Here is a 14257-nt window from a genome sequence, read left to right as displayed (position 1 = left end):
GCCAGAACAGGTCCGCCATCGCCGCCTCCGTGCTGCAAACGGCGGCTCTGAATCACAAAACCAGAACTCTCGCAACGTCTTGGTTCGGTTCACACCCTAGGACAGCTTTTCAACGAATCGACGTCCAAGGACTCCGTAGATCGCGAATATTAGCTAATCCCTATATTTGCTAATCTAATTAACCGGTTATTTGAAAATCTCAATCTTCGGACACCGATCCATCACCACCACAGATCCCGCCGACTCGGCTCGCACGGCGGCCGCATCATCCCGCACCCCGATCTGCATCCAGATGAACCGTGGCACCCAGGGCAAAGCCAGGGCCTCGTCCACCACCCCACCCGCCGCATCCGAGCTGCGAAAAATCTCGACCATGTCGACGGGCTTGGTCAGGTCGGCGAGGCGGGCGATGACGGGCTGGCCGAGCAGGCTCTGCCCCGCGAGCCCGGGATTGACCGGGATCACCCTGTAGCCGCGCCCCAGCAGGAATTCCATGACGTGGTGGCTCGGCCGGGCCAGATTGGCCGAGGCGCCCACCAGGGCGATGCTGCGGGTCTCGGCGAGCACCCGGCGGATCAGGGCAGGGTCGTAGGCGTCGTGGTTCGGGCTCATCCCTGATCTTGTCGGGCATGCCGGAGCATGCTGCAAAGTGAAGCCTGTCCGAACACTGGGTCGAAACCTTGCCCCACACCTTGCCCCACACCTCGCCCGACCCTGCCTCCGCCGCCTCGCCCGATCCGTCGCCGGACGCGCTGCCGCAAGCCCTGTCCCTTGCCGAGACCGTGGCCTTCCTCGCATCGGCCTTCCCGCAGATGGAGGCCGGCGGCCGGACCTATCACCTCGTGGAGGTCGGCCCCGGCCTCGCCCGGATGCGGATGGACCACCACGACCGCCATCTCCGCCCCGGCGGCACGGTCTCCGGTCCGTCGATGATGGCGCTGGCCGACTACGCCCTCTACGCGGCGATCCTGGCCAGCCTCGGCCCGGTGGCGCTCGCCGTCACCACCAGCCTCAACTTCAACTTCCTGCGCAGGCCCGGCCCAACCGGGCTGCTCGGTACCGCCCGCCTGCTCAAGCTCGGCCGGCGCCTCGCGGTCGGCGAGGTCCATATCACCGGGCCGGACGGCGCCCCCCTGGTCTGCCACGCCACCGGCACCTACGCGATCCCGCCGAATCGCTGAGGCCGGATCGCTGGCACCGCCGGAGGTTCAGCCGCCAAAGGCGTCAAGCGCTTCGTGCAGGCGGCGACGGAAATCCGCGCGGCGCCGCCCCAGCCGGGCGGCCTCGGCGGGGTCGCGGGTGGCACCCTCGGCCAGCGTCAGCGCACCTATCTGGTATGCCAGATAACAGCACAGCATGACATCGATCATGCCCGGATCGAGGGGTCGATTCCGTGTGACCTCGACGCGACCCTTCAGGTATACGCCGGCCTGTTTGGGCAGGTCGAACTCGACGATCGCGGCGGCCAGATCCCACGCGATATCCTGCGCCCCGATCAGGTCGTGCCCCGCCGCATGGTCGAGCGCATCGGCCTTCAGCAGCCGCCCATCGGGCAGCGTCAGCCACTTCCAGGGCTGCATCCGGTTGTCGGTCTCGACCCGTCGCACCCCCCGCTCCAGCGCCGCGAGCCGAACCTCCGACCACCGCTCCAGAGCCCGCGCCCGCTCCGCGCCCAGGGCCTCCCCGGCATTGTGCCGGGCCATCGCCACCAGCGTGGACAGGTCCGCCCCGGCCTCCGGCGGGGCCGGAAACGCCGTGGCCCGGAAGGCCAGATAGTCGCCGATCCGGGCGATCCAGGCCTCCCCCTGGTCCGCCCGCAGGGGCACCGCCTCCCCGTGCCAGCGCTCCGCCAGGAAGCCGTGGCGCAGGCCCGCCACCTCCGGGATGAACCCGGCCGCCTGGAGCGCCCGGGCCGTCGCGTGCTTGCGCCGAGCTTCGAATCCGAGACCGGCGAATTTGATATGCCAGGTGGTGTTTCCCTGTCGCATCAGGAACTTGCGTCGTTCCTGCCAGGCATTCACCGGCGGCCATTCGGCCGGATCGGCCCAGAATTGGCGGCGCCAGCCCCCGCCGGACATGTCCTCCAGGGGCGCCGGTTCACCCCCCACGAGGTCGGTGACCCAGGCCCCGAGCGCCTGGTCCGGCCGCTCCGGCGCGCCCGCCCAGGCGTCGAACGACAGGGTCCGGCGGGCTATCCGCGCCCAAAGCCGGCGGTGCTTTTCCGAGGCCTGCGGCCCCGGCATTCCGTCGTGGCTCGGGAACAGGGTGACCCGATCCTCCGCCACCCCGAGCCGGTCGAGCGCATCGAGCACCGCCCCGAAGGAGCTGCCCGACAGGCCCGGCCCCTCGTCCACCACGGCCACATTCCGGGCCGCCCGGATCGTCGCCTCCACCGCCTCCGACAGGGCCAGGTGCCGCCGGAACGGGTGCCCCACCGGCCGCACCGTGAGCAGGCGCCGGCTGCCGATCCCGGCCGCCACCATGGCGGCGAGCGGCGCCCCGATGCTGCGCAGGCCGATCACCAGCGTGTCCGGCGCGAGCCCCGCGGCCCGCGCGGCGATCCCGTAAGTCTCTGGATAGATTGCGTAAAACGCAAAGCCCTCGGCCCATCGCGTGGCGATCTCCGGCGGCAGGGCCAGCCCGGCGAGGTCCGCAAGAGCCCCGTCGAGATCCGGCACATCGCGGTGAAATCCGCCCGCCCAGGAGGCCAGGACCGCCTCGGCCAGCCGCAGGATCAGCCCCGTCGCGCCGTCCTGGGCCGGGGAGGGGGCATCGGTCCCGCGTGCCGAAAGGTCAGCATCCGCAAGGCCTTGCAGCAACATCCCGGCCGCGATCAAAGCCGCCGCCAGGGCCTCGTGCCGGCGCAGGCCCTCGGCGTCTCGCGCCGCCCCGAGCCCGCCCGCGATCTCCGCAATGAGGTCGCGCGGGTCTTGGGCGCGGCCCCGCTTGCCGAACACGATCACCGGTGGACGGCAGCGCTCACCCGCCCCGGCGCATAGCGGCGCACCATCGCGGCGCAGAATTCGGCGAACTCGTTGGGATCCTGGGGCGGACTGGTGTGGTGCGGCGCCAGTCCGCGATGCTCCGGCGTGAAGCAGAACGTCACCGTGACGTCGAAATCCTCCAGCGCCCGCATCTGCCGATCGAACCAATCGAGCGCGTTGGGGCGGAAGCTGTCGGCCCAGGACAGGCCGGTGCGCAGGTAGGTCACCCCGAGGCGCTTCATCCAGGCCACCGCCTCGTCCAAGCGGTGGTCCTCGTAGTGGAACCACTGGCACAGCCCCAACGCCGGGGTATGCCGGGCGAACGCCTCCAGCGCCAGCTTCGGCGTGCCGTCCTGGCGCAGCAAGCCCATGTGGAAATGGCGGTAGTAGGAGGAGCCCTCGGCCTCCCGATGGCGGGTGGTGGCCTCCCATTCGCGCGGCAGATCGTAGAGGCTGTACCAGTGGATGCGCGGCGCCTGGCCGATCAGCAGCTCCGCCGTCCGGTCGACGCCCCAGCGCTGCACCTCCTCGGCGCCGAAGGTCGAAATGCCCACCTCCGAGACCCAGACCGGCAGGTGCGTCACCGCCCGGATCTCGGCGATCTTGGCCGGCCATTCGTGGACCTGCCAGAGGTTCCAATCGAGGGGAAAGCCGTGCACCGCCACGGCATCCACCACATCGAGGGCGCCCGCCCGCTCCATGCGCCGGATGAAGCCCGGATCGATCGGAGAGATCCCGCCAAGCACCCGCGGCAGGCTCGGGTTTTCCGCCCGGATGGCATGGCCGGCGGCGCTCACCATCTCGGCGAACAGGCGCCACTCGGGGTCAAGCTCCGGGTCCCAATGGGATTTGTTGTTGGGCTCGTTCCAGAGCATCGCGGCTTCGATCACGCGGGGATCTCCTGTGCCGGGCGCGCCGGATAGACCGCCCCGGGCTCGGCCTTCTCCGCGCAACGGCAGAGATAGACCTCCTCCTCCGGGTGCCCCACGATGGCAAAGCCGCTCGCCCGCAGCATGGCCTCGGTGCAGGCGCGGTTGGGCACCCACCAGTTGGTCGGATCGCCCGCGTAGCGCTCCTCGATGAAGTGCAGCTTCGGGTAACCGGCTTCGGCGAAGGGCGCGGGTTCGAAGAAATCGTAGTCGCCGGCCACGGGCACCACCTCGCGCGAGCCGCGCTGCATCGACTGGAACACCAGCAGGTCTTTCGCCACGGTCTCGCGGATGAGGTCCAGCGCCAGGAGCGGGTGCCGCAGGTGGTAGAGCACGCCCATGAACAGCACGACGTCGAAGCGCTCGCCCAGCGCCCCGACATCGTAGACCGACCCTTGCGCGAAGGTGATGTCCTGTCCCGTCACCCGGGCGGCGAAGCGGGCCTGCGCCAGGTAGCGCGCATCGGAATCGAGGCCGAGCACCCGCGCCGCGCCCCGTCGTTTCATCTCGATGGCGTAGAAGCCGCCGTTGCAGCCGATGTCGAGAACGCTCTTTCCCGTCAGGTCCGCCGGAAGAGCATCGGCGAAACCGCGCCATTTTAGCGCCGGATAATCCCCGAGGAAATGGTTCGGGGCGGTCCAGACGCCGTCGAGGTTCATGTTGTGGAACCACGGGCCGAGCGCGTCGATCTCGCCCCGCAGGCGATCCTCGGATCTCATCATGGCGAACCCCTCATGTCAGGTGAGCCGTGCCGTTGAGGCTGTAAACCCGGCCGCCCCCGGGCCAGAGCTCGACGACGCTGATCGAGGCCGGCTCGACCACGAGGCGATCATAGGACGCGACGGAGAGCCCGAGGACATGCAGCAGGACGGCGCGGATGACGTCGCCATGACTGACCGCGATCAGGCATCCCTCCGGTCGCCCCGTCAGGGCCGCCATGGCGCGAACCTGCGCCTCGCCCATGCTCTCGCCGCCGGGCGGACGGTTGTCCGCTCTGCGGGTGTTCCAGGCCTGCCAGCGTGAATCGGCAGCGAGATCGGCCAGGGGCCGGCCGGTCCAATCGCCGAAATCGATCTCGTCCAGGCCGGGCTCCTCGGCGATGCCCAGTTCGAGAGTCCTGGCGATGGGCGCCGCCGTCTCGAGCGTGCGCGCCCGCGGGCTCGACAGCAGCGCCGTCGCCCCGGTTCCGGTCAGAGCGGCACTGACGAAATTCGCCTCGCGCCGGCCCTGCTCGCTCAGACGAACGCCCTCCATCCGCCCGCACAGGATGCGGTTCAACCGGTCATGGCTGCCGTGGCGGACCAGGACGATCCGGGTCACGCCGCCTCCACGGCGGATGATTCCGGCTCGCCGGCGATGAAGGCGCGTGTGCGCGCCCGTGCTTCCGCGTCGGTGAATTGCTGCGGCGGCGCCTTCATGAAGTAGCTCGACGGACCGATCAGTGCCCCGCCGATCCCACGGTCGAGCGCCAGCCGAGCGCAGCGCACCGCGTCGATCACGATGCCGGCGGAATTCGGCGAATCCCAGACTTCGAGCTTCAGCTCCATCGACAGGGGCACCCCGCCGAAGGCCGTGCCTTCCAGGCGGATCTGAGCCCATTTCCGGTCCGTCAGCCAGGGCACGTGATCGCTCGGACCGACATGGATATCGTCGGGATCGAGGGGCACATCGAGCTGGCTGGTCACCGCCCGGGTCTTCGAAATCTTCTTCGATTCCAGGCGCTCGCGCTCGAGCATGTTCTTGAAATCGGCGTTGCCGCCGAAATTAAGCTGGTAGGTGCGGTCGAGACGCACCCCGCGCTCGCGCATCAGGTTGGCGAGCATCCGGTGCACGATGGTCGCGCCAACCTGACTCTTGATGTCGTCGCCGAGGATCGGCAGCCCGCGCGCCTCGAACCGCCCCCGCCATTCCGGGTCTGAGGCGATGAAGACCGGGATGCAGTTCACGAAGGCGCAGCCGGCATCGAGGGCACACTGGGCGTAGTATTCCGTAGCGGCCTGCGAGCCGACCGGCAGATAGGAGACCAGCACCTGCGTGCGCGTGCGCTCCAGTTCGGCCGTGACATCGATGGCGGGATCCTCCGCCTCGACGATGTCCTCGCGCATGTAGCGCCCGAGCCCGTCGAGGGTCGGTCCGCGTTGCACCATGACGCCGGACGGCGGCACCTCCGCGAAACGGATCGTGTTGTTCGGGGGGGCACCGATCGCATCGGCAAGGTCGCGTCCCACCTTGCGGGTATTGACGTCGAAGGCCGACACCACTGCAATGTCGCGGACGTGATAACCGCCGAGCGACACGTTCATGAGCCCCGGCACGGTCTCGGCCGGGTCGGCCTCGCGATAATGGTGAAGGCCCTGCACGAAGGATGAGGCGCAATTGCCGACCCCGACGAGGCCGACGCGGATCGAACCTGTGGTCATGCGCCGACCTCCTCCAGCAGATCAGGGCCTGCCGTCGTCACGACGCGCGCCGCGATAGCGCCGCGTAGGATCGCCTCCAGTTCCGCAGCGCGTTGCGCGGCGCTGTGGCGGGCAAGGACCCGCGTTCGGGCTGCCGTGCCGATGCGACGGCGAACCGCCTCCGGCTGCAGCCGCAGGATCGACAGCACGTCCTCAGGCTCCTGCGCCGTGATGATCTCGGAGCCCGGCGTCAGGATGGTGTCGAGGCCATCCCATGTGTCGCTGATGATGGTTGTGCCGATACAGGCCGCCTCGAACAGACGTACGCTCGGGCTGTAGCCCGCGCGGATCATGTCCCCCCGGGTGACATTCAGGGTGTAGCGGCTTGCCGCGTAGAAGTCCGGGTGCCGGTCAGGAGGCAGGTGCGCGATCCGCGTGACGTTCGCCGGCCAATCGATCCCATCCGGATATTGCGGCCCGGCGACGCAGAAACGGAGGTCCGGCGAACGGCGCGCCGGCTCGATCAGCAGGCGCTCCAGCGTTGGCTGGCGATCGAGACTATAGGTCCCGAGGTAGGAGAGATCGTAGACCACCTCACGCTCCAGCGCAGGATAGGCCTGCGGATCGACGGAGCAGTACAGGGCACGGGCGATCGGTGAGCCATAGGCTTCCTCCAGGAGGCGGAGGGTCCGGCCGCCGGTGAAGGACAGATAAAGGTCGTACTCCGCGATCTGGTGTGCAGCGAGGTAGGCGCAATCCCCAGCTTCGAGGCGTGCCAGTGTGACGGGCGTGTCGATATCGTAGAAGGCCCGAAGCCCACGGGACCAATCGAAGATACGGTCGCCGATGGCGATGCCGTCGGGCACGTAAGACCCGACGATGACCGCATCGGCCGATGCAATCGCCTCCCGGTGCTCCTCCAGCGCCGCAAGATCCGGATAGAGCGCGAAGTGGCAGAAACCTGGTTCAGCCAGATCGCGATGCTCCGCGTACCAGGGCACGTCGCGCTCCAGGAACAGCACGTCGTTGCCGCGGGCGGTAAAGGCTTTCAGAAGAGCGCGGTAGGTCGTGGCATGGCCGTTGCCCCAGGAAGACGACAGGCTCAGCCCGAGAACCACGAGGCGGAGAGGGCGGCTCACGCGACGCTCCGTGCCGGCGTCAGGGTGCCCTTCCGCTTAGCCTCGCTTCTTAAGATCGCGTCGACCTCAGCACCGCGCCGCGCGTAGGTGTGATCGGCGCTGATCCGGGCCTTCGCGCCCTCGCCAATCTGTCGCGCACGGGCCGGCGTCAAAGCCGCAAGGTGCTCGGCGACTTCGCGCCCGTCGCGCGCGACCAGTACCTCCTTGTCGGGCTCAAGAAACAGTTCGATCCCGTCCCAGGCATCGGTAATGAGGCAAGCTCCAGCTCCGGCTGCTTCGAACACACGGGTGGCCGGCGAGAAGCCCACCGCCGCCATGCTTTCGCGAGCGATGTTCAACACCGCCAGCGGCGTCGTGTTGAAGGCGTTGTGCTCCCGCGTGTAGACATGACCGAGGTGGTGCACATTGGTCGGCAGGCCTCGACTTTCCCAGCCGCTTCCGCCCAGCAGAAAGCGTCGACCCGGCAGCCGGATTGCAGCATCGAGGAAGAAGGCGTCGACCCGCGCCTCGCGATCAGGCAGGCGGTTCCCGAGGAAGGCGAGGTCTGCGGCAAAACGCGGTTCGGGAGGAACCGGGTGGTGCGTGGAAGGATCGAGCGCGTTGTAGATTGGAATGCAGCGGCGCGCGCCAAACTGTTCGTAGGCGGTGATAACCGGCGGTCCGCCACCATAAGTCAGTACGAGGTCGAGTTCCGGCATAGCACGATGCAGCCCGTGATCGGGATTGCTGCGCATCTCGGCGAGGGTCGCTGGCGCGTCAACGTCCCAAAAAATGCGGATTGCCTCCGGTCGCGACGCTGCGATAACCCCCTGTAAGAGCTCGTCATCGAAGATCCCGACGCCGCTCGCCTTGACCACGACATCAGCCGCTGCCGCTTCCGCAGCCACGCTACGCATCTCCTCCAGCGTGGTGGAATAGACTTTCACTTCGGCATACGGCGGCGGATCGATGTCACGATGCTGCTGGCGATCAAAGGCATCGGGCTCGTAGAAGGTGATGCGATGGCCATACCGCGCGAGGTCGCTGAGCAGGCCACGATAATAGGTCGCTGCGCCGTTCCAGTACGATGACAGGAGGCTGGAGCCGTAGAAGGCGATCTTCATGCGGATCTCTCCAGAGGTTCGATGCATATCCCGGGTGCGCGCAGGCCCGCGACGATGCCGAGCAACTCCGCGGCCCGATGCGCGCAGGTGTGACGCGCCGCGATGGTGGCGAGGCCGTTCGCCCGAAGGGATGCGCGCAAGGCCGGGTCTTCGCGAAGCGCCGTCAGGTGACGCGCCATCGCGGCTCCATCGCGGGCGACCAGATAATCGGTCCCCGGCCGAAAGAGGCCTTCCGTGTCATCCCAGGGCGCACAGGCGAGGGGAATACCGCAGGCCAGCGCCTCGAAGACACGGATCGTCGGGATACCTGGTAGATGCCGGACGTAGAAGCGACGCGGCACATGGATCGTGGCGAGGTGCTGCGCAAAAAGCGACGGCGCTAAAGCGTTCGGCGCCCAGCCGCGATAGCGCGCGCCGTGGCGCTCCAAAGCTCGGATTGCCAGCTCCGGGTAGCGGACGCCAAAGATATCGAGGTCGAGGCCAGCATCATTCGCCGGGGCGAAAAGGTAGGTTTCGAGTTCCTCGCTCCGCTCGTCATCACCCCAATTACCGATCCAGATCAAACCGGCCCGCACATTTTCGACGGCTGGAGGATGGAACAATCGGGTGTCGGCGGCCTCATGCCAGACGAAAACACGCTGCCCCCATCCCCAATCCCGATAGACCAAGGCCAATGTCTCACCGAACGCGAGAACACCATCAAAGCCGGAAAGGTCGAAGCGACGCATCTCGTCAGGCGCGCTGACCGCGCGGTGATGGGTGTCATGGAACAAAAGCGTGTAGCGAGCTCCGCCTTTGCGCCGTGCACCCAAAGCAGCGGCGAGCTCGGGAGCGTTCCATTCGTGAACGACGACGACATCCGCATCCGCAACGCGATCGACAACTGAGCCGACCTGAGGATAGATCACCGAGTTCAAGTTCGGATAAGCCCTGCGATACGCCTCCATTCCGGAGGATCCATGGTCGCGGATCAGGTTCTCCAGGCTCCAGGCGCCCTCCGGCTCGTAAGCTTCGACAGCATGCCCAAGGGCCATCAGTTCGCGCAGCACACCGCGGAGGAAGTGGGCATTGCCGTGGTTCCAGCATGAGGCGAGCGAGTGGGTGAAGTAGGCGATCCTCATGCGGCCGCCCCCGCCAGGGAACGGACAGGCGTTCCCGTCCAACATCCGCGGAAGACCGCGACTACGCCGCTCGTCATCGCGTCGACCCCGTAGCAACTGGAACGCGTGCGGGCTGCAGAACCCTGACGGAGACGTTCGTCGGGATCTTCGACCAGTCCCCGGATTGCCGCTGCCGCCCCCTCTGCATCCTCGGGATCGACGAACAGCGCGGCTCCCTCCCACAATTCACGAAAACTCGTGACATCGGAGAGAACCAGCGCGCATCCTGCGCTGGCCGCCTCCAGCACAGCGAGGCCGAAGGGCTCGTACCGCGCCAGCGACAGGAAGATGGGCCGCTCGCCGAGTTGGGCCGCGATGCCCTGATCGTCGAGACGACCGAGGCAATCGAGATGCATCACCTCCACCCGCTCACCACCGGGGCTCTCCATCGAGCCGGCCGCGCGGAGCGGCCAGTCGAGGCGCGCGGCCACCTCATCCAGGGTCTCTGCGTTCTTGGCACGATCCCACAGACGCCCCGCGGTAAAAACGTAGGGCTGGGGCGGGAGGGAGTGGCTGTGGCCAATGGGAGAGCGACGCCCATTGCGCACCACGAGCGGGCGCTCAGCCAAACCGTAGACGCGTTGCGTCGCCGCCGCGAAAGCGTGTGTCGGTGCCAGCAAGACATCCACAATGGCGCATCCCTCGGCTGTGAGATCGCGACGCCAAGCTAGGTCGGGGGGTAGAGGGCCGGTCTCGACGGCCTCCCACCATGTCCCCACGCAAGAATGACAGACGGCCACAATCGGGACGTGATAGTCCCGCGAGGCAAGCGCCGGAGAGTGAAGGTGAACGATGTCCGCGTTCAACGTCACAGCGAGAAGTGCGAGAGCGGCTCCGGCCTCCCGCACCTCTGCAGGCGCTCTTGCCATCCAGTCGAGGGACAAACCGGTAGCGAGAATCCGACAGCCGCTGGCAGCCTCGGCGGCCAAGAGACGTTCGCGGCTTGGAACCGGCCCCAGCAAGGCGATCGTGACAACGAAGCCTCGTCGCACCAAGCCCTCACCGAGATCGAGACTGTATTGCCAGATTCCGCCCAGTGCATCGGCGGTCATCAGGATATGCGGATGATCCCTCAGCGGCATCCGCATACGGCCTCTATTTCTCGAAGCGGCAGTGGCTGCTCCTCCTGGATGTCGCTGAAGCGCTCGAACTGCGCGAGGTAATGCGCATGGGCGCGCTCCCAAGCCTGGTCGTCGGGTTCTCCCCAGAGGCGTCGATAATCCGGCGAACTTGGGTAGGGATAGAGCGGCACCGGATCGTTGGCCCAAACACCGTCGCGGCGGAGCCGGTCGCGCCATTTACGGACCATCGCGGGATCATCGCCTGCCATGGCGATGAGATTGGCCTGGACAAAGGGAACGCTGCGCCGGGCATAGATCAGTCGCTCGGCGAGATCGTCGGTGGAGGCGCGACACTTCTTGTCGAGAGCAGCTCGACCAGCCTCGGTCAAGCTCTCGATGCCGGCCTCGATGGAGACACAGCCGGCAGCACCCAGGAGGTCGAGCATGTCGGGCTTCCAGAGATCGATGCGGGTCTGAACACCGAAGCGCACGTTCCGGGTAACCAGCGCCTCCAGCAGCGGCCTTTGCGGAAGGAAGATTTCATCGATGAAGTAGAGGTAAGTCACGCCCTGCGCGATCAGCCCATCGATCTCTTCGAGAACATGACCATGATCGCGTCGACGATAGGCATCCCGAAAATCGATCTTCGCGCAAAAGCTGCAATGATAAGGGCAACCACGAGAAGCTTCGATCTCGGCGCCGGGCCCATCCGGTGGGCTGTCGAACCGGTGATGATGATGGGTATGGCGGGAGATCCAGCGGTCTGGCCAGCGCAGAGCCGGCAGGTCCGTGAAACGGCTCGCGTGCGGGGGACCCGTCACCACGAGCGATCCGTTCTGGCGAAACGCGACCGCAGGTACCGCGTTCAGGTCCTCCGCATCGGCGAGGCGTGCGACGATTTCCTCACACTCCCCGCGCACAACGATATCGCACGCAAGCTTGTCGAGGGTGGGCCCCGGCGTCGTCGAGCCGTGCGGCCCAACTGCGACGGTGCGGCCGCCCCGGCCCGCAAGAACATCGAGAAAGCCACGCGGCACCCGCAACTCCGGCGGTGCACAGCGCCAGAACAGGTACGTCGGCGCGGTCGTGACAACAGTCAGATCTGGAGTAAAAGTGGCGACGCTTTCGGCGGCCTGAACCGCTGTCAGCGCGTCGAGATGAGCGTCGACGATCAGGGCTTCATGCCCAGCGGCCTTCAGCAACGCGGCACTGTAGCCGAGCTCCAGAGGCAGGTGCGGTGATCGGCACCCGAAGTAGATGCTGTTGCGGTAGTCCCACGGAGGATTGACGAGAGCCACTTTCATTCGGCAGCGCCTGCCAAGGGTGTCAGGACCAACGTCATCCCACGTTCTTCAGCGAGCCAACGCGCCAGATCGGCGATGCCGTCCCGCCAGTCCATGACGGCGCCGAGCCCGAGAGCCGTGCTCACGGCTCGCGTATCCGAGACGTAGTAGCGTTGGTCGCCCTGCCGCCAGGCACGGACATGGCGCTCGATGGGCCGACCGGTCAGGGCAGAGATGTGATCGAGGACCTGCAAAAGGCTGACGGCGTTGGGCGGGCCGCCCCCAAGATTGAAGACACGCCCCTTGATCCCATCGATGCGCGCCAGGGCCGAACGATACACCGCCACCGCATCACGTACGTGCAGGATGTCGCGCACCTGTGCACCGTCTCCGTAAAGCGTGATGGGCAACCCCTGCAAAGCGCGGATCAGGAAATGGGCAACCCAACCCTGGTCCTCAGTTCCCATCTGGCGCGGACCGTAGATACAGCTCATGCGGAACACTGCCGTCGGGAGGTTGAAGCTCCGGGCGTAGTCGAGCACGTACTGGTCCGCCGCGCCCTTGGAGCAACCATAGGGCGTATGAAAGTCGAGCGGTCGCTCCTCGCCGATACCCCGCGCACGAAGAGCCTGATCGACAGGCAGATAGGCGTCACCGATACGGTCAAGAGCAATCTCGGGCAGATCGCCGTAGACTTTATTGGTCGAAGCAAACAGGACCGGAATCCGACGGTCCTGCGCACGGATCGCCTCAAGCAGGTTGAGTGTCCCAACCAGATTCACCTCGGCATCTGTATGAGGCGATTCCAGGCTGGTCGTAACAGCAACCTGTGCGGCGAAGTGGAAAACAGCTTCGACTCCAACCACTGCCCGCTTCAAGGTTTCAGTGTCTCGGATATCGGCGGTGATCGATTGAATCAGACCCGGATGGCGGGCCTGAAGCCAAGCAAGATTACGGGCCACCCCAGGCCGAACGAGCGCGTCATAGACCAGGACCGGCTGTCCATCGCGCGCCAACGCATCCGCGAGATTCGCTCCAACGAATCCCGCGCCGCCGGTGATGAGGACAGGACGGCCGGTCACGCCACCAACCCACGTGCTTCGAGCTCGCGCCGCGCTTCCGCGACCCGGTCTACGGCCTGCTGCTTTGCTACCCAGGCGGCGAGTTCGGCCAAGCCCGCGGCGAAGTCCTGTTGAGGCTGGAAGCCGAGGTCGCGCTCGATCCGGGTGATGTCGGCGATACAATGCCGGATGTCGCCGGAGCGAGCCTGCCCGGTCGTTTCGGGGATAATATCGGGACGCCCCATTGCTTGAGCGAGGAGGTGGGCGACGTCGCGTACGGAGCGATCCACGCCGCTACCGACGTTGTAGACTTGGCCGGCAGCTGCGGGATGCTCAAGAGCCAGCACAAAGGCCCTCGCGACATCCTCCACATGGACAAAGTCCCGACGTTGCTCGCCGTCCTCGAAAATCATCGGCGGCTGCCCGTTGTGGATGCGCGCCGCGAAGATCGCCAACACGCCGGTGTAGGGGTTCGAGAGTGCCTGACCTGGCCCGTAGGCATTCCAAAGGCGCAGCGCCACGCCCTCCATCCCGTAGGCTGGCGCGAGGGTGAGGGTTAGGCGCTCCTGCATGTACTTCGTCAGGGCATAAACCGAGGCGAGAGCCGGCAGTTTGGTTTCAGGCGTGGGGACAGGCCGCATGGGACGTCCCTGCGCATCGAGCGGATCCCAAGGCTCGCCGGGCCGCCGGGAGCGGCGCACCGCATCATCCACCAGTGCACCGTCCACCGTGCGGTACAGCCCCTCGCCGTAGACACTCATCGAAGAGGCGACGACGACCCGCTTAACTGGTTGATTGATAAGCGCTTCGAACAGCACGGCGGTGCCGCAATCGTTGACGGAGACGTAGCGCTCCACCGCGTACATGCTCTGACCGACACCTACCTCAGCAGCGAGATGAACCACCCGATCAACGCCCTTGACAGCCGATGCGACGGCGCTGGCGTCGCGCACGTCGCCGATGATGACTTCGACTTCCTTCGGCAGGGCGCTGGTATTCCCGGAGGGGCCGTGGACCTGCTCGATCAGGCTGTCGAGGACGCGGATGCGATAGCCCCGCTCGAGAAGGGCCTTCGCAAGGTGGCGGCCGATAAATCCGGCTCCACCCGTGATCAAGATTGTTTCTTTCACGAAGCTGC

General features: G+C 66.6%; 14 protein-coding genes. 1 reads left to right on the top strand and 13 read right to left on the bottom strand.

The window, feature by feature from the left end; genetic code table 11:
* Positions 1 to 186: 186 nt before the first annotated feature.
* A complete protein-coding gene (locus tag ASF60_RS11720; protein WP_056184618.1) occupies positions 187 to 612 on the bottom strand; it encodes a CoA-binding protein in 426 nt (141 codons plus the stop codon).
* A gap of 200 nt (positions 613 to 812) precedes the next feature.
* Between ASF60_RS11720 and ASF60_RS11715 the strand changes: the two genes are divergently transcribed.
* Positions 813 to 1181 (top strand): PaaI family thioesterase, encoded by a 369-nt coding sequence (locus tag ASF60_RS11715; protein WP_082503826.1) that lies wholly within the window; start codon positions 813 to 815, stop codon positions 1179 to 1181.
* Positions 1182 to 1208: 27 nt separating this feature from the next.
* Here ASF60_RS11715 and ASF60_RS11710 read toward each other — a convergent pair whose 3' ends face one another.
* From ASF60_RS11710 to ASF60_RS11655, 12 genes are read right to left on the bottom strand one after another with little or no spacing between them, the layout of a single operon-like run.
* Positions 1209 to 2957 carry a hypothetical protein gene (locus ASF60_RS11710; RefSeq protein WP_156634038.1) on the bottom strand — a complete coding sequence of 583 codons (1749 nt, stop codon included), beginning with the start codon at positions 2955 to 2957 and terminating at the stop codon, positions 1209 to 1211.
* A 2-nt stretch (positions 2958 to 2959) separates the two neighbouring features.
* A complete protein-coding gene (locus ASF60_RS11705) occupies positions 2960 to 3874 on the bottom strand; it encodes a hypothetical protein (protein WP_056184616.1) in 915 nt (304 codons plus the stop codon).
* Complete coding sequence (locus ASF60_RS11700) at positions 3871 to 4635, bottom strand: TIGR04290 family methyltransferase (RefSeq protein ID WP_056184614.1); 765 nt, start codon at positions 4633 to 4635, stop codon at positions 3871 to 3873. The genes ASF60_RS11705 and ASF60_RS11700 overlap by 4 nt, the downstream gene beginning before the upstream one ends.
* Positions 4636 to 4645: 10 nt before the next feature.
* On the bottom strand, positions 4646 to 5233 hold the full coding sequence (locus ASF60_RS11695; protein ID WP_056184612.1) for a histidine phosphatase family protein: 588 nt from the start codon (positions 5231 to 5233) through the stop codon (positions 4646 to 4648).
* Positions 5230 to 6333: an inositol-3-phosphate synthase gene (locus ASF60_RS11690; protein ID WP_056184610.1), complete on the bottom strand. Its 1104-nt coding sequence runs from the start codon at positions 6331 to 6333 to the stop codon at positions 5230 to 5232. Before ASF60_RS11690 ends, ASF60_RS11695 begins: the two co-directional genes overlap by 4 nt.
* Complete coding sequence (locus ASF60_RS11685; protein ID WP_056184608.1) at positions 6330 to 7451, bottom strand: CgeB family protein; 1122 nt, start codon at positions 7449 to 7451, stop codon at positions 6330 to 6332. Before ASF60_RS11685 ends, ASF60_RS11690 begins: the two co-directional genes overlap by 4 nt.
* On the bottom strand, positions 7448 to 8554 hold the full coding sequence (locus ASF60_RS11680; protein WP_056184605.1) for a CgeB family protein: 1107 nt from the start codon (positions 8552 to 8554) through the stop codon (positions 7448 to 7450). Before ASF60_RS11680 ends, ASF60_RS11685 begins: the two co-directional genes overlap by 4 nt.
* Positions 8551 to 9675 (bottom strand): CgeB family protein, encoded by a 1125-nt coding sequence (locus ASF60_RS11675; RefSeq protein WP_056184603.1) that lies wholly within the window; start codon positions 9673 to 9675, stop codon positions 8551 to 8553. Before ASF60_RS11675 ends, ASF60_RS11680 begins: the two co-directional genes overlap by 4 nt.
* The gene (locus ASF60_RS11670; protein WP_244478400.1) at positions 9672 to 10802 is read right to left on the bottom strand and encodes a glycosyltransferase family 4 protein; all 1131 of its coding nucleotides are present in this window, start codon (positions 10800 to 10802) and stop codon (positions 9672 to 9674) included. The genes ASF60_RS11675 and ASF60_RS11670 overlap by 4 nt, the downstream gene beginning before the upstream one ends.
* On the bottom strand, positions 10787 to 12079 hold the full coding sequence (locus tag ASF60_RS11665; protein ID WP_056184602.1) for a TIGR04295 family B12-binding domain-containing radical SAM protein: 1293 nt from the start codon (positions 12077 to 12079) through the stop codon (positions 10787 to 10789). The genes ASF60_RS11670 and ASF60_RS11665 overlap by 16 nt, the downstream gene beginning before the upstream one ends.
* Positions 12076 to 13140 carry an NAD-dependent epimerase/dehydratase family protein gene (locus ASF60_RS11660; protein WP_056184599.1) on the bottom strand — a complete coding sequence of 355 codons (1065 nt, stop codon included), beginning with the start codon at positions 13138 to 13140 and terminating at the stop codon, positions 12076 to 12078. The genes ASF60_RS11665 and ASF60_RS11660 overlap by 4 nt, the downstream gene beginning before the upstream one ends.
* Positions 13137 to 14249 (bottom strand): NAD-dependent epimerase/dehydratase family protein, encoded by a 1113-nt coding sequence (locus ASF60_RS11655; protein WP_082507902.1) that lies wholly within the window; start codon positions 14247 to 14249, stop codon positions 13137 to 13139. The genes ASF60_RS11660 and ASF60_RS11655 overlap by 4 nt, the downstream gene beginning before the upstream one ends.
* Between the last annotated feature and the right edge of the window lie 8 nt (positions 14250 to 14257).

This window comes from Methylobacterium sp. Leaf113 (assembly GCF_001423325.1).
Classification (GTDB): Bacteria; Pseudomonadota; Alphaproteobacteria; order Rhizobiales; family Beijerinckiaceae; genus Methylobacterium.
This window is presented reverse-complemented; position numbering and strand designations above follow the sequence as displayed.

Bases quoted from the DNA above. Each gene is read 5' to 3' on its own strand.
- ASF60_RS11665 (WP_056184602.1), bottom strand. From the start codon at position 12,079: ATGAAAGTGGCTCTCGTCAATCCTCCGTGGGACTACCGCAACAGCATC.
- ASF60_RS11700 (WP_056184614.1), bottom strand. From the start codon at position 4,635: ATGATGAGATCCGAGGATCGCCTGCGGGGCGAGATCGACGCGCTCGGC.
- ASF60_RS11715 (WP_082503826.1), top strand. From the start codon at position 813: ATGGAGGCCGGCGGCCGGACCTATCACCTCGTGGAGGTCGGCCCCGGC.
- ASF60_RS11690 (WP_056184610.1), bottom strand. From the start codon at position 6,333: ATGACCACAGGTTCGATCCGCGTCGGCCTCGTCGGGGTCGGCAATTGC.
- ASF60_RS11670 (WP_244478400.1), bottom strand. From the start codon at position 10,802: ATGCGGATGCCGCTGAGGGATCATCCGCATATCCTGATGACCGCCGAT.
- ASF60_RS11680 (WP_056184605.1), bottom strand. From the start codon at position 8,554: ATGAAGATCGCCTTCTACGGCTCCAGCCTCCTGTCATCGTACTGGAAC.
- ASF60_RS11720 (WP_056184618.1), bottom strand. From the start codon at position 612: ATGAGCCCGAACCACGACGCCTACGACCCTGCCCTGATCCGCCGGGTG.
- ASF60_RS11675 (WP_056184603.1), bottom strand. From the start codon at position 9,675: ATGAGGATCGCCTACTTCACCCACTCGCTCGCCTCATGCTGGAACCAC.